We start from the raw sequence: 17,291 nt of genomic DNA on the forward strand, positions 1-17,291 counted from the left end.
ATCAGGGTTTGCCATTTTATTGTCTGGAGACCTTCCATGCGATTACACCTCTGTACACGAGCGATGTACCTGCTCGCAGTTGCCAGTGCCATGCTTTGTCCCCTACAAGCACAGGCACAAGCACAAGCCTCCCAGCCCGATAACAAACTCAACACCATACTGGCGCAATGGGATCAGGATGAGCATAAAGATTTACGCAGCGTGCTAGTGCAACAACACGGCAAAATCATCGCTGAACGTTACTACAACGGCGCAACGGCAGATGGCTTGCATGATGCCCGCTCGGTCGGCAAAAGCATTACGTCCCTGTTGCTGGGTGCCGCGCTGGACCGTGGCAGCATACGCAGCACCAGTGACCCGGTGTGGCACTACTGGCCAGCAAGCAAAGGCAGCGCCGCAGGTGAAGCCACCCTGGCCCAGGTGCTATGCATGCGCTCTGGCCTGGCTGCCTTTGATGAAGATGCTGCTTCGCCTGGCAATGAAGACAAACTCGATGTCGCCTCCGATCCGCTGGCCTTTTTGCTATCGCTACCCAGCGATGCCAAGCCCGGCACAAGTTACCGCTACAACTCCGTCACCGCCTATCTGGCGGGCATCGTCGTCGAAAAAGCGACCGGGCAGGACCTGGAAGTATTCGCCCGCACAGCCTTGTTCCAGCCACTGGGTATCAGCCACTGGCAGTGGGGGCGTGATGTAGCGGGGCATCCCAAAGGCCAGGGCAACCTTTCGCTGACTGCGCGTGACCTTGCCAAAATCGGTCAACTGGTGCTGGATAAAGGCATGTTTCAGGGCCGGCGTGTCATCAGCGCCGCCTGGATAGACACCATGCTGGCACCGCAGGTAAGCATTGCTGCTGTAGATAATTATGCCGACAGCTATGGCTATTTTTGGTATGCCAAAGTGCACACAATTAAAGTGCCGACGACCAAGGAGCAACCCATCCACGTCTTTTTTGCATCCGGCAACGGGGGCAATAAAATTTATGTCATTCCCTCTCTGCATGCCGTCGTCGTTGTTACTTCCAGCGCCTATGGAAAAGCTTATGGACAGCGCCGTTCAGAAAACCTCCTGAAGGCTATCCTGGCAGAAAAAATGAACCAATGATGCGGATGGCGGTCAGTATGGCAGTCACTATCACATCGCCGATTGATTTCACCATAGGGTAAGCCATGACACACTGGACCAGACGCCACTTCATGATAGGCAGCGCCGCCGCGCTATTGGGCAAACATGCTTTTGCCGGTAGTGGCTATAGCACTGGTAATGGCATTGGCAGCAGCGACGTGATCGGTGCCGATAACCCCGTCGTCGACGCCTTCGTCAAAGCCCAGCCATTCTATGGTGTCGTCATGCTGGGCAAGCGTGGCAAGCCCACCTATGTACGTGCAATAGGCATGGCCAATATCGAAGAACAAAAGCCGCTGCGGGCAGACACCCCGTTTGCCATCGCCTCTATTTCCAAATGGCTGACATCGGTCACCGTGCTGCGGCTGGTCGAAATGGGCAAGCTTGATCTGGATGCGCCTATCAAACGCTACCTGCCAGCACACCGCGCCGATACCGGCAGCAAAGTCACGCTGCGGCATTTGCTGTCCAACGCCAGTGGCATTCCCAACCAGTTTATCAGCATGATCAAGGCCGATCGCAGCCTCTTCACCGCCAGTATGACTACCGCGCAGGCCATGCAGCAGTTTTGCCAGGGCGAATCCATCTTCCCGCCCGGCAGCAAGTTCGATTACGCCCTCACCAACTGGATCATCGTGGTGGGCATAGTCGAAGCAGTCACCGGCCAGCCGTTCCAGCAAGCCATGCGTAATATCACGCTTGATCCCTTGAAACTGTCTGCCACCCGTGCAGACCAGGCCTATGCCGACGATGCCGCCACCGCCGTGCCCTACGCCACCATCAACCCGCCAGCCCGTAAAACCGATGTGCGGCAGCCCTATATGGCTGCCGCCGGTGGCTATTACAGCACCGCAGACGATTTGATAAAGGCAGCACAAGCCATCTTCAACCAGGGCTTCATCACGCCTGCATCGCTGGCGCAACTGACCCATATCGAAGTCGACAGCGAAAGCTATGCCCTGGGTGGCCGCGTCAAGAATCTGCAAATCGCCGGCCAGACCCACCGCTTCGGCTGGGAAACCGGCCGCACCACCGGCTATCGCTCCGTACTCGGGCACAGGCTCGATGGAGAAGACACCGTCATCATCCTCAACAACACCGACATGTCACAAAAAACGATGGATGAATTTGCCTATAGTTTGCTGGGCGCCAGTCAGTTGCCAGCAGCGTAGCAAATAGATTCGAACGCAGAAGGTAGATATAAAAGAATGACTAACCTGGCTATGTATACTTCTTTGGCGGGCGGCGCATTGATAGGCATTTCTGCCGCTTTGTTGCTGTGGGCCACGGGCCGTATTGCAGGCATCAGCAATATAGCGGGCAATTTGTTTGCCGCCAGTTCTGGTGAACGCTGGTGGCGCGTCCTGTTTTTGCTGGGCCTGATTGGCGGCGCGGGTATTTACTATGTCGTCGCTGGCCATGCTCCAGCTGCACGGGAACATTTTCCATCCTGGTTATTGGCCGTTGCTGGCTTGTTGGTCGGCTTTGGCACCTCGCTGGCGAATGGCTGTACCAGCGGCCATGGCGTGTGCGGAATAGGGCGCTTGTCGACACGCTCATTCGTAGCGACACTCCTGTTTTTATCGACTGGCATTGTCACTGCGCTGGTCGTTCGCCATTTTTTCAAGGTATTTTGATGACGTCCTTAGTGTTCAACCTAAGCAGTCTGGTGGCAGGTCTCTTGTTTGGTTTGGGGCTGGCGATATCGGGTATGACCAATCCCGGGCAAGTCCTTGATTTTCTTGATCTGGCGGGCAACTGGAATCCGGGTTTGCTATTCGTATTGGGCGCTGCCGTCACCGTGACTGTCATTGTATTCAAGTGGATACTAGGCCGGAAAAAACCACTGTTTTCAGATCATTTCAATCTTCCAACACTAACTGCGATTGATCGCAATTTGGTCGCCGGGTCCATTATCTTTGGTATCGGCTGGGGGATCAGCGGGTATTGCCCCGGCCCTGCCATCGCCTCTTTGGCCAACCCCAATTGGGAGACATGGATATTCTTGCCAGCCATGTTGGTGGGTATGTTATTGCAGCGTCGCTTGCAGGCTGCCAAAATTAAAAAACAGTAGTGCTTATTTCATCCTGCCTGGGCTGGATAATCGACTTGATGCACCGCACATATCGTCCCAGTACATACCACTTACTGACTGACCGGAAACGCCAGCACCACATCACCCGCGCCCTGAATTTTTAACTGCTCTTCAAATTGCCACTGGCGGTAATAGTGGGCCTTTACCGGAATGATCGTTCTGGGATGTGGCAGTGCAACCCATACCGCATGGTTGCCCGACTGTGACATCTTCTTGTGAAACTGTGGTTCGAACTTGATGGTCATCATGTCTCCTCTGTTTTTAGCATCCCACTGTAGATGACAGCAGCTTCTGTGTTGCCGGTCAGCGAATACAGGCATGTCGAAAGCAGAAAATGGCCTGCCTTTGAAATAGCTTAGTTCATGCTTTCTTTTCTAAGAAGGAATAGTTTTACCTATGAAAATGCGCTATTTGCAGACATCAATGCAGGCATGGGCGTGGGATGAGGGCTTTACAATAAAAATATCAAATTAACATGTAATTTTCATTTTGATACTATAATGGCTCGTAACATCTTTCTAACGGCACGGTATTTTTCTTGGCAATGGAGACACACATGTCGGACATCAATCGCACAAGCTGGGATTTTTTGGCCGATACCTATTGGTACGTGACCTATCCAGATCTGCCCGCCCTGCAATTTTCAGCAAGCGACAATCTGCTGAGCTGGAAAGTCGATCAAACCGTCTGGCATATCACCGGCTATAAAAACGGCTACTTCTGGGGCGTATCTTCCGCCATCATTGTTGATGCTGGCGAAAGCAGCAGCGTATCCGCATCCCCCCAGCAACGCAGCATGGTGGGCACAGTCACCGCCAATGGCCAGGTACAGATCAGCTTTATCCGTGGCAGCGGCCTGCGCGAATCCATCGTCACCGGCTTTGGCCACATGAGCAAGCTCGACCAGCAATGGGTATTCCAGATGCAAATGGCCACCTCCGGCGGCGGCGACGAAACCCTGCACTGGGCCAATATGCTGGAAACCAGACAGGGTGACCCCAGTTGGGACAATTTACCAGGCGTGAATTGCTCGGTGCCGTCTATGTTGGAAGGGGCTAGTTATCCGCAGTTTGGGGAGGGGTAACATGGTACTTGAACAGTGCTGAAGCTCAGGTTTTAGCTACGTTATTTGCTGTAGTATGGCCAATTTTTCCGACAAGCTGGAGGCGAACTGGTACAACAGGGCTTGATCGAGAACTACAGCGTAGAGCATGAATATGAGGGGGACGATTTTGTCGCCAAACGCATACGCATACGCATACAAGCTAGCGGTAAAAATAGCCTGAGTTTTGATATAGACCCCTACTGATCGCGTTTGATGCCAAAAACTGTGCGCTACTTCAAATGTTTTACATTGATAACCCTGCTGGCAGGCAGCAGCCAGCTTTGGGCATCTGGCGGCACCGGCGAATATATGCTCGATTGGCCGGTACGTGGAGAGCAACTGGCTTATCATTCAAGCGGCTGCGCAGATGCCTGCTGGGTGGCTGAGGTGCGCAAGAAAACCACCCGCCAGTTAAGGGCGCGTTTACGCTGTGACGGTGAGCAGCTGTATTTTTCGCAAACTGGTAAAAGCATTGAACAACTGCTGCCTGAGCGCTGCGCAAGCTACAATGACAGCGACGACAAACCCAAGCTCATCGCTGCGACGCTCACAACGCTGCTTCAGAACCAGCATGGCCAGCCCAAGAGACCATTGCGAAAATAAAATAATCAGGCATAGCCGACTTAGTCAGTACTTTAGTACAGCAAGCATAGGCAACAACTGTAATTCAACTTCGCAACAGACTAGCCTCACTCCCCACCCCAAAACCTCACCCACTTCGACACCTCATCATCCGGCCCCACGCTGCGGTTTGTGCAGATGTTGGATTTGCCCCAGCCGTTATCTTTCAGCAGGCCGTCGTCGGTGATGTAATACGCGGTGTGGTAGTACTCGGTTTCTTTTTCGAAATTGGGTTTGTGGATGATCATGGTTTGTAGCATGGTCGGCATGTTGCGGCCGTCCTTGGTCTTGCAATTCCATTTCACGGCAGAACCGCTGTCATCTACCCGCATGGTGCCGCGATCATTGCTTTTGGGTTGATCCCATTTGATCTGGTACACCGCATACGGCAATTTGTCGGCAACGGCCTTGAACTGCGGGTTGTTCTGGTCTGCGGGTACGGTGTCGACCACGATCAGGGCCAGGTTTGCATTACGGCGAAACGGCATGGAGCGGTAGGCGCGGCTTTCTTGCACCCAATAGCTGACATAGTATTTACCTGCACGGGTTTCATATACCTTGCGCAGCGAAGGTTTGGCATACAAGGCGGCGCGCGATTCCAGCACCAGCTCATAATTCAGTTTTTCACCCCTGACGTTGATGGCATTGTAGGCAAATTCACGGAATTTTTTGTCCGTGGCCATGCGGCTGTAGATGGGGCTATCTGCGCGCTGGGTGACGACGTTGGATTTGGTGTCCATTGCTGGCATGTCCGTCCAGGTCTGGGCGTGGCAGGTGATGGTTACACTGGCAAAGCCGATGCTGGCCAGCGTCGCGCACAAGGCAAGGCGTAAAGTCTTCATAGGGTTATCAGGGTAAAAGAAAATCAGACGATGGCAATATTGTTGACCAGCGAAAAATGCTTAAGTCTGTTGACGATCTTTTCGGAAGACACGGCCACGGTAAACACATGATAAGCGCCGCCGTTAATCCAGAAAGTGACATGGGATACGCCGCCCTGTTTCACAACGACCTGCGCGCTGCTTGGGGTGTACTCGGTGGCAGAGGTAAGTGTGGTTCTGATCTCATCACGGGCCATGCCGATCTCCCAGCGCAAAATCTGTTCTGCTTGCAGGGCGATTTGCCCTGTTTTATTGATCAGGTAAATGGTTTTGCTGTCATAATCCAGCGCCATGGCATTGCCTTCATCGATGTCAAGGCAATTTTCATCTGTGAACTTACAAAAGGCATGCACTCTTTTCTCAAACTTCTTGCGCTCGCGCCGGTTATGCCCCAGACCATAAATGACATTACCCGCTATCCACAACAGCACCGGCAACGCCAATATATTTTTAATGTACTGGAAGCTGATGGTTTTTTCTATCAGGTAAATCAAAAAACAACCGATCAACACGTTCCTGACAAAATTCAGCTTTAGTAAAGACAACATCTTGTATAGACCTCGCGTTTGGTTCAAAAAAGGGCAGCAACCGACACAAGCCTGGCCCAGCACTTGCATTACGAGGGGATATTATAATTGTAAGGGCATGTTAATTATTCAATCATCGTTGGTGATTGTGTAATTAAACGTTACAGGTGGATGGGTATAGCAGGGCGGGTGAATAAAAACGGTCTGCATGGGTTGATGCAGACCTGTGGCTTAATGGTATCTTAACTCCACCTTGGCAGTATCTTAACTACAGCCAGTACGAAGACCGCAGACGTGCTTAGCGGTCGTTATCAATCAACTGAATTTCCAGCGTGTCCTTGGCGGCGGCGTCCACGACGATGGGATACAGGCGCTTGTAGGCAGGGCGACTGGCACCGATGGACATGTTGTGTTTGTCCGTGACAGCACTAGTGCCAACCAGCAGGCAACCAGACGTATCTGCCTGCGTATTGCCGCAGTGGATCAGGATATATTCAAAGCCAGGCACGTTCTGGATATGCAGCATGCCGCGATGGATATCCGGGAACAGTACTTTGTACTGCTCATTGTGCTTGCCATCGGTACGCAACTTCACCTTGTAAGTACCGGCAGGGATGCGGGTTTCATTCACCAGTTTGGTGACGCGGTATTCATCTTCCAGGCCAAAACAGACAAAACGTCCATCCACGGTGATATGGCTGATGGTGGTTTCATCGTCAGAGATGAAACGGTCGACTACTATTTTCATGTAAATCTCCTCAATGATTGTAAATCAGTTAGAAAAATGCATAACCCAGTTCAATCGCTATCCAGGGTTTGCCATTGTCTTTGTATCCCGCATCTGTGTTGACGCGGTCGGCTCCCAAAATAAAACCCATGTGGAACTTGTCTTTTACAGTGCCGATTATGCCTAAGCCATAACTAAGGCCTGTCAAGTTCTGCGTTTTGTCTTGCCCGTTGACGCTTTGTGTTACTGGTATCTGACCAGCGCCTACGAAGCCAACAAATTGTAAACCCAGCCCCAATCCGGATTTTTCTTGACGATAGCCCATATAACCACCCACTGAAGTGCCGCCGCTGAAGTTCTTGGAGCCTACATGATATTTATAAGGCACCATGAGTGTTCCATATGTTAAACCGTAGCGATCGGGCGGAAGGGTGACAAGGTCTGGCGACGGAAAGACCACGACTTCCCCCAACTTTACAATTTTGGACTTATCTTTACATAGGGATGTATCGTTGTCTGTAGGCGTATCGTTGGTGACCACAAATGCGCTCTCAAGCTGACTGTCTTTTGCCTGATTAAGCTTGACGTTTATTTTTCCTATACCCCTCAGAGTAAAAAACTGCGGTACACACGCCAAGGCCGCGTCTTTGCTATTCGACGTCATGTCGACTTTGTAGGCAGATCGGGTATATCCAGATTTGATACGGTCGCCCATATAATTGCTTGCATCATTGTCTGCCACCACAAAAACAACTTTTGATGAATCCCCTTTGGGTTCTTTATCCTTGTTTGGGGTTGGCGCGTCGGCTGGCGTTTCAGGCGTTTCAGGCGTTTTCGTTTCGGCCGCAGGTGTCTTCTTGGCTAGTGCAGCAGGCGTCTTTGACTGAGTTTCTGTAGCTGCCTGGGATTCTGCGACAGTTTTGTCGGGCGCCGTAGCTACGTTGCTTTTTGCGACCAAAGTAACCGGCGTCTTGCATGCAACAGCCAACAGTTTATCGATATCTTCTGGCGAGTATTTCTCTTTCAAAAACATGGGCAGCCATTTTTCCATGCAGGTTACGGCAAGACAATTTTGCGCCGACACAGCCAATGCCAGAAAAATCAGGCTCTTTTTGATGACCGTAAATTGGCCATTTTTTTTGCGTGAGACAAACAGATTTTTGACACAATTGATCAGCACAATACTCTCCCTTTTTTAATTTTATAAGTCGCAGATTGTTTTCTTGAAAGCAAATACTGCCTGCTGGTCGTGCTTGTAAAATGCATCTATCCGTCCAACGCCCTGTCGATCGGGGGCGCAGACAATTTCCCCCAATTAATGCAGGCACCTTCCAGCCAATTATTCAATTGAAATTGTGTTCGTCCATGAAGATTCTCTAATTTGTTAACAAATTAAGCATTAAATTTGTTAACATAAATTACATCACCTAAATGCATGACATGACCAGAACTTTTTTCTAAAAAATGATTTTTTGTGCAATGTTTTCTATACGGGAATGAATTTCTGTGCGTATCACATGCGGCTACACAGAATATAAAGGTAGATCCTGAATACCTATTACGATCGGGGTAACGATAGATTAATGGCTCAGCTTATTGCGCATTTCTATGAGGCTATATTGTCCCCATGAATCATGGAATATCGGCCTTGGCCTGTGCTGCAAAATAGCAGAACTCAATTTACAAAAACGATGCGTTCCCATACCGTCAACGACAGGTGTTTTACAATCTGCTGTATCTTCAGATAGAAAGCGATCAACATGAACCCATGGCGTCAGTTAGCCAGCAAATCTATTATCGATGACCGCTGGCTCAGCCTGCGTGCTGATACCTGCCAGTTGCACAATGGGCAGATCATTGCACCGTATTACGTCGTCGACGAACCCGAATGGGTGCATGTGTTTGCCCAGGATGCGGACGGGAAAATTCTCGTAGTCAGGCAATACCGTTATGCAGCGAATGTGGTCTGCACAGAATTGCCCGGTGGCGTGGTAGATGCAGGCGAGTCGGTACTGCAAGCGGCACAGCGCGAATTGCTGGAAGAAACAGGCTACGTAGCATCAAGCTGGACCCCGGTTGGAAAGTACTACGCCAATTCGGCACGCCAGACAAACAGCATTCATTTGTTCATTGCACGCGGCCTTCGGCGGCAGGCTGACAAAACACTGGATGCCAGCGAAGACATCATTGAGTCGTTTGCGCATCCATCCGAGGTTAAAGCAATGATAGCGAGTGGCGAGTTTTCGCAATCACTGCATATTGCTTCGTTTTATATGGCGTTGGATAGGGTGTGAGATAGAACGATGAACATCATGCAGCATGTTCATCGGCTTTCCTTTTTCACTGATTCTTGTTGACGCAATTTCTTACTTCGTCACGATCACGGTCTTCAACACCGGCTGTCTGGCATCGGGCAGGGCGGCGAATAGCCTGGCCACGCATGTGATATCCCGATTTTTGAGCAAGCAAAAATGAGTGCATATTTTTGCAAAAATACCCATCTATCCTCATTTCAAACTCTCCTCCAGGCAAACCAGGCTGCCGCTGGCAAGTCAAGCTAGCCACCAATTCTTATCCAAATTGTGTCTTGACGACGCATATTCAAAACTATACGAAATAGTGTTGATGGTAATACGAATCCGGCTAAAAATAGAGAAACGGCTTTGTGTGAACGCACCCTTAATTCCTTCCTTTCTGCGTTGATGGCACTGACCACCTCTGCGATATCGCACACAGCCTAAAAGCGCATGCATCCCTGATGCAGGCGTCCCTTCTCGTGTCAAATTTTTTAAATTCTATTATGCGCAAACTATTATTTTTAATGTCCTTGCTGCTGCTACAGTCAGTTGCAAATGCATTTGATGGACGAGCCCCTGGCCCAAAGATCGGCTGGGCAGATTTAGATGCTCACGACCCACTCTCTAATACGGCAGATCAGTACTGTGCCTACAAAAATAGAGACAATACAAATCCTTTTCGTGTATTTGGCATTGCTCCCGTGGGTGGCCCTTATCCCAATAACGATGAACAAAAGACCTGTGTCGGACATGACATAGATGCCCAGGGCAATCCCGTTGATTTGGCATTTTTTATGTACTATGTGTATAAACATAGACTATGTTCGGGCGGCAGCCATCTGAGCGAAGATAAAACCGCCTGCAACTGCAGTACCGGCGATGTGTGGGCCAAAGATCAATGCGCGACCCGGGATCCGAATAAACCAGACCCAAATAAACCGCCACCACCTATTCCATGTTGTGGTAACCCGATTGTGCCGGCAAACGCCAGCAAAATCCAAATTGAAACCGACATCAAAGCAAGCGGTGCGCTTGGGTTTGACCGCTATTACCACGGCGACATGCTCAATATAGACGAGGCAACGGTACGTCTGTTTGGTCGTCATTGGGTGATCCCTTTTGATTCAAAAATATTACAAGAATCTGTACGCATCAATAGAGGGCCGAACGCAGTCTGCTTTGCCAGTGCGGTTGACGCCCGTTCATTTTGTGTGGACCAGTCGCAAAAATTGACAGGCCTGGTTGTTCCGGACATTGTTTCAGTCACACGCCCAAATAGTGGCCGTCACTTGTTCAGTATGGTCAATGGCGTCGGCACACCAGATGCGGATATCAATAGCCGGCTTACTGCGACCACAGACAGCAACAATAAAATCGTCTGGACCTATACCGACGGTGACACTGAAGATGTTGAAAAATACAGCGCAGATGGCAAGCTTTTGTCCATCACCTCTCGTGCTGGTACGACACGCACGCTGACCTACAGTAGTGGCACCAGCAATGATACGGCAACAGCCAGATGGCCAGCCGATGCGCCTGTTTGTGGCAACGTGCAGTCTGGCGCGCTGTTGCCAGCAGATCGCTTGCTCTGTGTTACCGATAACTGGGGCAGGCAGATCCAGTTTGAATATGACACAGTGGGCCGCATTGTGAAGCTTATCGCCCCAGATAATGCAGTAACGACATACCAATATGACGGTGCTTCAGGTGGTTGTGTTACTCCGGACGATACCAATCTGGCTTGCAGTGCAAATAATCTCACGGGCGTCACCTACCCTGATGGCAAGCAGCGTATTTATCATTACAACGAAAGTGCATGGATTAATGGCGGCTCTTACTGCCGTGGTAGCAATGTAGGTAACGGTTTTGGTGTGCTGCCAAATGTGCTGACCGGCATCACAGACGAAAATGGCGTGCGTTTTGCGACCTGGGGTTACGATTGTGCAGGTAACGCTGTCATGTCGCAACATGCGGGAGGCGTAGAAAAGGTCACCATAGACTATGGTTTCAGCGCTATTCAAAGTGCGCATTATGTGAAGTATTTTGGTGGAACCAATGCCAATCCGACGATCAGTGGAGCTACTTACGCTTATGGCTGGGAAGTAGGTGTTCCTAAATACCGTGGCACCTATGACAGATGTGCCGGTTGTCCCCCAGCCAAAGGCCAGGGGTATGACGGCAATGGCAACCTCGCCGGTAAATCTGACTGGAACAACATAGTCACAACCTATGACTACGATCTGACCCGTAACCTGGAAATCCGCCGCACAGACGCATTCAATACCTCACAGCCCTTAACCACAACCACATCCTGGCATGCAACGTATCGCCTGCCAGCACAAGTCAACGAACCATTGCTGCGCACGACCTACGCTTATGACACCAAAGGCAATCTACTGACCAAAACCACGCAGGCAACCACAGATGCAAATGGTAGCCAGGGTGCCAATGCCAGCGTGACAGGTAGCCCCCGTGTCTGGACCTACACCTACAACAATGTAGGCCAGATCTTGACAGCGACCGGCCCGCGTACTGATGTCGTGGATCAAACCATCTACACCTATGACACCAAAGGTAATCTCAGCAGCATGACCAATGCGGCTGGCCATGTCACCACATATGCCAACTATGACGGCAATGGTCGCGTCGGTCAGATCACTGATCCCAATGGCCTGGTCACCACACTGACCTACACACCACGCGGCTTGTTAAGCCAACGTGTAAGCAATGCTGACGGCGTGTCAGAAACTACCAGCTATCAATACGATGGTACAGGCCAGATGACCAAGGTCACCCTGCCAGACAACAGCAGCATCAGCTACATCTATGACGATGCCCATCGCCTGACAAGAATCAGCGACAGCCTGGGCAACAGCATCAACTACACCCTCGACAACATGAGCAACCGCATCAACGAAACCGTCACCGACAGCAGTGGCAACTTAACGCGTCAGGTCAGCCGTGTATATGACATCTTGAATCAATTGAAAACAGTGACAGGAGCAGCGCAATGAACCACTTCCTGAATCCATCCCTATCAACCGTGATACATCGCCCGGCCATCCGTGCGATGGCGCTGGCCGTGGCCGCCCTGTGCGTTGCGGCACAGTCCCAGGCACAATCCACCGTCTATCAGTACGAGTACGACAACGTCGGCAATGTCACTAAAATCACCAATGCCAACAACGTCGCCACCCTGCAAAATTACGACGTACACAACCGCCTGCAAACGCAGACCGATGGCAACAACAAAGTCACCGGCTATGACTATGACGGCCAGCATCGCCTCATTAAAGTCACCGATGCCCGCAGCCTCAGCACCCTCTACAGCATTGATGGCCTGGGCAATCAGCTCAGCCAGACCAGTCCCGATACCGGCACCACTACGACCGTCGTTGATGTCGCCGGTAATATCCTGACCCGTACCGATGCCAAAAACCAGACCACCAGCTATGTCTACGACGTGCTCAACCGTATTACCCGAATCACCTATCACGATGGCAGCGTCATCAACTACAGCTATGACCAGGGTGTGAATGCCAAAGGCCGCCTGACCCAGATCACCGACGCCAACAGCACCATTCTGTACAGCTACGACAGCCGTGGCCGCGTCCTGACTGATACCCGCAGCATCAATGCCGTCAGCTACGTGACTAGCTACCAGTACGACACTGCTGGGCGCGTCAGCAGCCTGACTTATCCCAATGGCCGCCAAGTCAGCTACACCCGCGACGGCTTAGGGCGCATCAGCCAAATTGATACCACTAAAGACGGCATCACCATGACCGTCCTTAGTCAGGCAGTGTATCGTCCCTTTGGTGGCGTACAAAGCTATCACAACAGTGCAGGGCAGACCTATAGCCGCACCTTTGATGGGGACGAGCGTATTACCAGCTACACGCTCAACAACAAAGTGCAGGCCATCACCTATGATGCAGTCAATCGCATCACCTCCATCAATGAAGTCAATAACCCCAGCCGTCAGATAAGCCACGGCTTTGACAATCTCGACCGCCTGACCAGCTACACCACCCCGCAAACCAGCCAGACATTTACTTACGATGCCGTAGGTAACCGCAGTACTAAAACCACCGGTGCCGCCAATACCAACTACACCTACGCCAGCACCAGCAACCGCCTGACCCAGGTTGCCGACAGCCAAAGCAAAGCCATCAGCACCGATGCCAACGGCAGCATCACCAGCAATGGCAATACCCAGTTCACCTACGATGCCCGGGGTCGCATGACCACAGCCACCACCAGCACCGGTGTCGTCCAGTACACCATCAATGCGCTGGGGCAGCGGATACAAAAGGCAGTACCGGCAAATGGCAGCAATGCCGCGATCAGCACCCTGTATCACTACGACAGCGGCGGCAAACTCATCAGCGAACGCAGTGTACAAAGCGGGCAAAGCGCACAAAGCGATGTCGATTACATCTACCTCGGTGATATTCCTGTGGCAGTCATCAAGTAAGACAGCGCATTGCTGTCTATGACCATCAGACCAATCAATGAGAAAAAGCAAAACCATGAATTCAAATTTACGACCCATGCGTAAGGCATGGGGCAGCTTACTGCTGTCAGTAAGCAGTGCAGCCCTGTTAAGCTGCGTCACCGCCCCAGCCGCCGCTCAGTCCACCCCAACCACGCCCAGCGTTTTCAACGTCTTCAGCGGCGGTAAAATCACCCTGGGCGACACCGCCAATACCCAGGCATACTGCAACCCCGATTTTTTTGACAGCCCCCAGATCAATGTCACCGCAGCCAACCTGTTGGGTACCCAGCTGTGTAAAAACAGCAGTAGTACCAACAGCAGCAGCACAGCCGCAGCCACGACCATTGCCACCAGCGGTGCCAACGTCAGCCGCCTGACCCTGCCAGCCTACCTAAGCACCGCCAATCTGCTGGATGTGAATTACGCCAACAGCGCCCAGGTCATCGTCAACAACGGCAGCACCAGCACCACACTCAATGGTGCAGGGCAACTGACTGTCACCAGCAATAGCGGTGGTGCCACAGCATCCCAAACCCTGACCCTCAACGTACAGGGCGGCACCCTCAGCTTACCCGCTGGCGAATACGCCAAAGTCACCACCCAGGCCGGTGGTGTCCTGCACTTCCGTGGTGGCAGTGTGGCCACCCGCATCAAACAACTCACTATCGCCAACTGCAATGGCAGCACCATGGAGTTTGAACCGGGCGATTACTATATTGAAACCGCCAACTGGCAACAAAGCTGTCACCTCACAGTCAGTCCTGCTGCCAGTGGCAATACCGCCACCAGCGTCAAGCTGTATTTTAAAAATGCCTTCACCCTCAATGCCGGCCCCACCTGTTGGAACATCAGCGGCACCTGTGGCAGCAGCATGGGCAATACCCAAATCCAGGCGCAACAACCACAAAAGCTCAAGCTCTACGTATATAACGGCAACTTCACCACCGTACAAGGTGCACAGATAGCTGCCGGTATCTATGTAGACCAGGGCGATGTCAACCTCACCAGCGCGAATAACTTCGCCATCATCGGTGAAGTCTTCGCCAACAACATCAGCAGTACCAATGGTGGGCCTGCTGTGTTTGCGTATCATCAGGTGCTGAGTACTGCAACGGGTAGTGGAGCAGGAAGCAACACCCCACCCAGCATCAGCTTAACGGCCAACCCAGTCAGTGCAATAGCACCAGTCACCATCAACCTGAATGCGACAGCAACAGACACCGATGGCACGGTAGCCAAGGTGGAATTCTTCAACGGCACAACATCTATTGCGACCGTGACTACAGCACCATTCAATATCAACTGGACCAATGTCGCACCAGGTAATTACAGCATCACTGCCAGGGCCACAGACAACCTGGGGGCAGTAAGTACATCAGCGTCAGTACTTGTAAATGTGATAGCGAATGGTCCGAAGGTGTATGATATTCAGACAGATCACATCAACACACCGAGAGTGATTACGGATGCAAGTGGTAATGAAGTCTGGCGTTGGGACAGTGCACCGTTTGGGGAAACGGCACCGAACGAGCAGCCGACGACAGCGACAAATAAATTCACGTTTAACTTCCGCTTTCCGGGGCAGTACTTTGATGCGGAGACGGGTCTGCACTACAATTACTTCCGGGATTATGATCCGCAGGTGGGGCGGTATGTGGAGAGTGATCCGATTGGGTTGGGCGGCGGCGTCAATACGTTTAGCTACGTTGGAAATAACCCTGTTTCAGGATTTGATCCCTCTGGTTTGGTCGTGGTATGTAGCAGTGATGGCAAAACCTTTTCCTGTAATATTCCGGCCGGGCCAAGTTTTGGACCAATACCAGCACCACCAGGCTGGCCAAGGACTATTGACTCCAAAGACAAGAATTATCACTATTACAGTAAAATAACTCGTGTGCCAGGTTGTTCATATGATGACATGTGGCCCAATCTCAAAGATAATCCCACTCCTTGGGATCCAAATCCAGCTACTCCGGATGGAAGTCCTAACAATGCCACACCAACTTGGATGCAGGGTATGGCAAACGGGATGTCTGCTGCTGGGTCTTTTGGGACAGCACCAGCTGGTCAACAGAATTGGATGAATCCGGTAATTTCATATGTTACTGTTGATCACAATACAGGACAGGAAATTGTTGTCAATGTAACAGAGCCAGGCCATACACTTTGGCCTGGTATAACAGCTCGTATTTCTCCTAATGATTTTATGTCAACTTACGGGGTCGGACTTGGTACTGAGCAGGCAGACCAAAATCGCTATCAATGGTATCGAAATATGATAAACAACGTTTGGTACGACGCACAGAAAGGGATCATTCCATGCAAATGTCGCAAATAGTGACTAATTTTTTTGACGCATGTGTGTTTTTTCCAAGGATTATTTTTTTTTCCGGACTTTTGTCCTTGTCTGGTTGCTCAAACGCTGTTGAATTTGTGCAGATTTTTACGGGAAATAACGGACCAACAGGGCCTAATTTGTACCACTTTGAAAATAAGGAACAACTTGATTTATCATGGGTAAAATCTGCGATGAGTCGCTCCGACTATGAAAAAGTTCTGTCAAGAATTGATTTTAAACGACAAGTATTGATTGCTGTTTCAGTAGGAGAAAGAGATTCTGTTAGCGAAAATGTCCAGATTTCGAGAATTAGCTTAGTCCCTGTTGCAGATGACACTATTGTTGATGTTTCTGTTCGGGTAGGTATGGTGAGCAAAGAATGTGAAAAAAATCTAACTTCATATGTTTTTGTTTTAGGTACATTCGAAAAACCAAAGAAAACATTGAGCTATGGTGGTTTTGATATGGACAATTTCAATGCAGGATGTATAGCTGAGTTGTCTGGGCAACCTAATGGACCTTAGCAATTAAGAAAACCGGGGGCAGGTCGTTCAGTCACGCATTTCCGTGACGCGGAATTGTTGTAGTGTGAGACTTGCCCTTGTTTTTTCACGCGCCGTCAATGCCATTAGCCATGTAGCCAGCTACCAGTACGACAATGTAAAGATGGGGTCAGGTCTTACATTCATACATTTCCTTAGCGCGGAATTGTCGTAGTGTGAGACCTGATCCCTTTTTTCAAGCACCGTCAATGCCGTCAGCTCAGTAGCCAGCTAGCGGCGGTAAAATCACCCTGGGTGACACTGTCAATACCCAGGCATACTGCAACCCCGATTTTTATGACAACCCCCAGATCAATGTCACCGCAGCCAACCTGTTGGGTACCCAGCTGTGTAAAAACAGCAGCAGCACCAGCAGCACAGCCGCAGCTACCACCATTGCCGTCAGCGGGTAATCCCCCCATTTTTAACCACAGCTAAAAGTAGCACTATGCTGCAATGGCGAGTTTTTGTTTGGGAGTAGCCCCTCCCAAGGCCATGTTAGGCCGTTCGTGATTGTACGTCCAAAGCCATCGTG

The 17,291-nt window shown here is 50.8% G+C and carries 18 protein-coding genes; 12 read left to right on the top strand and 6 right to left on the bottom strand.

The window, feature by feature from the left end:
* Positions 1–36 precede the first annotated feature (36 nt).
* The 4 genes from ACO0LK_RS24610 to ACO0LK_RS24625 all read left to right on the top strand — a co-directional run bounded on the left by ACO0LK_RS24610 (position 37) and on the right by ACO0LK_RS24625 (position 3,199).
* Complete coding sequence (locus ACO0LK_RS24610) at positions 37–1,104, top strand: serine hydrolase domain-containing protein (protein ID WP_422979806.1); 1,068 nt, start codon at positions 37–39, stop codon at positions 1,102–1,104.
* 65 nt (positions 1,105–1,169) lie between these two features.
* Complete coding sequence (locus ACO0LK_RS24615; protein ID WP_422979808.1) at positions 1,170–2,297, top strand: serine hydrolase domain-containing protein; 1,128 nt, start codon at positions 1,170–1,172, stop codon at positions 2,295–2,297.
* Positions 2,298–2,333: 36 nt separating this feature from the next.
* Positions 2,334–2,762: a YeeE/YedE family protein gene (locus ACO0LK_RS24620; protein ID WP_422979810.1), complete on the top strand. Its 429-nt coding sequence runs from the start codon at positions 2,334–2,336 to the stop codon at positions 2,760–2,762.
* On the top strand, positions 2,762–3,199 hold the full coding sequence (locus ACO0LK_RS24625; RefSeq protein ID WP_422979812.1) for a DUF6691 family protein: 438 nt from the start codon (positions 2,762–2,764) through the stop codon (positions 3,197–3,199). The genes ACO0LK_RS24620 and ACO0LK_RS24625 overlap by 1 nt, the downstream gene beginning before the upstream one ends.
* 71 nt (positions 3,200–3,270) lie before the next feature.
* On the opposite strand, the gene ACO0LK_RS24630 is transcribed toward ACO0LK_RS24625, so the two are convergent.
* Positions 3,271–3,465 carry a hypothetical protein gene (locus ACO0LK_RS24630; protein ID WP_422979814.1) on the bottom strand — a complete coding sequence of 65 codons (195 nt, stop codon included), beginning with the start codon at positions 3,463–3,465 and terminating at the stop codon, positions 3,271–3,273.
* Between the two features lie 311 nt (positions 3,466–3,776).
* On the opposite strand from ACO0LK_RS24630, the gene ACO0LK_RS24635 reads away from it, so the two are divergent.
* From ACO0LK_RS24635 to ACO0LK_RS24645, 3 genes are all read left to right on the top strand, one after another.
* A complete protein-coding gene (locus ACO0LK_RS24635) occupies positions 3,777–4,304 on the top strand; it encodes a hypothetical protein (protein ID WP_422979816.1) in 528 nt (175 codons plus the stop codon).
* A gap of 102 nt (positions 4,305–4,406) precedes the next feature.
* A complete protein-coding gene (locus ACO0LK_RS24640; protein ID WP_422979818.1) occupies positions 4,407–4,529 on the top strand; it encodes a hypothetical protein in 123 nt (40 codons plus the stop codon).
* A gap of 9 nt (positions 4,530–4,538) precedes the next feature.
* On the top strand, positions 4,539–4,928 hold the full coding sequence (locus ACO0LK_RS24645) for a hypothetical protein (protein ID WP_422979820.1): 390 nt from the start codon (positions 4,539–4,541) through the stop codon (positions 4,926–4,928).
* An 86-nt stretch (positions 4,929–5,014) separates the two neighbouring features.
* Here ACO0LK_RS24645 and ACO0LK_RS24650 read toward each other — a convergent pair whose 3' ends face one another.
* The 4 genes from ACO0LK_RS24650 to ACO0LK_RS24665 form a co-directional block, all read right to left on the bottom strand.
* The gene (locus ACO0LK_RS24650) at positions 5,015–5,788 is read right to left on the bottom strand and encodes a hypothetical protein (RefSeq protein ID WP_422979821.1); all 774 of its coding nucleotides are present in this window, start codon (positions 5,786–5,788) and stop codon (positions 5,015–5,017) included.
* Positions 5,789–5,811: 23 nt separating this feature from the next.
* A complete protein-coding gene (locus ACO0LK_RS24655) occupies positions 5,812–6,375 on the bottom strand; it encodes a hypothetical protein (RefSeq protein WP_422979823.1) in 564 nt (187 codons plus the stop codon).
* 277 nt (positions 6,376–6,652) lie between these two features.
* On the bottom strand, positions 6,653–7,102 hold the full coding sequence (locus ACO0LK_RS24660) for a DUF5675 family protein (protein WP_422979825.1): 450 nt from the start codon (positions 7,100–7,102) through the stop codon (positions 6,653–6,655).
* A gap of 28 nt (positions 7,103–7,130) precedes the next feature.
* Positions 7,131–8,261 carry a hypothetical protein gene (locus ACO0LK_RS24665; protein ID WP_422979827.1) on the bottom strand — a complete coding sequence of 377 codons (1,131 nt, stop codon included), beginning with the start codon at positions 8,259–8,261 and terminating at the stop codon, positions 7,131–7,133.
* Positions 8,262–8,841: 580 nt separating this feature from the next.
* On the opposite strand from ACO0LK_RS24665, the gene ACO0LK_RS24670 reads away from it, so the two are divergent.
* From ACO0LK_RS24670 to ACO0LK_RS24690, 5 genes are all read left to right on the top strand, one after another.
* Positions 8,842–9,375 (top strand): NUDIX hydrolase, encoded by a 534-nt coding sequence (locus tag ACO0LK_RS24670; protein ID WP_422979829.1) that lies wholly within the window; start codon positions 8,842–8,844, stop codon positions 9,373–9,375.
* Positions 9,376–10,079: 704 nt separating this feature from the next.
* Complete coding sequence (locus ACO0LK_RS24675) at positions 10,080–12,392, top strand: hypothetical protein (protein ID WP_422979831.1); 2,313 nt, start codon at positions 10,080–10,082, stop codon at positions 12,390–12,392.
* On the top strand, positions 12,389–13,855 hold the full coding sequence (locus tag ACO0LK_RS24680) for a hypothetical protein (protein WP_422979833.1): 1,467 nt from the start codon (positions 12,389–12,391) through the stop codon (positions 13,853–13,855). The genes ACO0LK_RS24675 and ACO0LK_RS24680 overlap by 4 nt, the downstream gene beginning before the upstream one ends.
* A 55-nt stretch (positions 13,856–13,910) precedes the next feature.
* Positions 13,911–16,214 carry an RHS repeat-associated core domain-containing protein gene (locus ACO0LK_RS24685; RefSeq protein WP_422979835.1) on the top strand — a complete coding sequence of 768 codons (2,304 nt, stop codon included), beginning with the start codon at positions 13,911–13,913 and terminating at the stop codon, positions 16,212–16,214.
* On the top strand, positions 16,196–16,738 hold the full coding sequence (locus tag ACO0LK_RS24690; protein ID WP_422979837.1) for a hypothetical protein: 543 nt from the start codon (positions 16,196–16,198) through the stop codon (positions 16,736–16,738). The genes ACO0LK_RS24685 and ACO0LK_RS24690 overlap by 19 nt, the downstream gene beginning before the upstream one ends.
* Positions 16,739–16,971: 233 nt before the next feature.
* On the opposite strand, the gene ACO0LK_RS24695 is transcribed toward ACO0LK_RS24690, so the two are convergent.
* The gene (locus ACO0LK_RS24695; protein WP_422979839.1) at positions 16,972–17,178 is read right to left on the bottom strand and encodes a hypothetical protein; all 207 of its coding nucleotides are present in this window, start codon (positions 17,176–17,178) and stop codon (positions 16,972–16,974) included.
* Positions 17,179–17,291 lie beyond the last annotated feature (113 nt).

Origin of the sequence: Undibacterium sp. Ji49W, from assembly GCF_049340205.1 — a bacterium.
Taxonomy (GTDB): domain Bacteria; phylum Pseudomonadota; class Gammaproteobacteria; order Burkholderiales; family Burkholderiaceae_D; genus Undibacterium.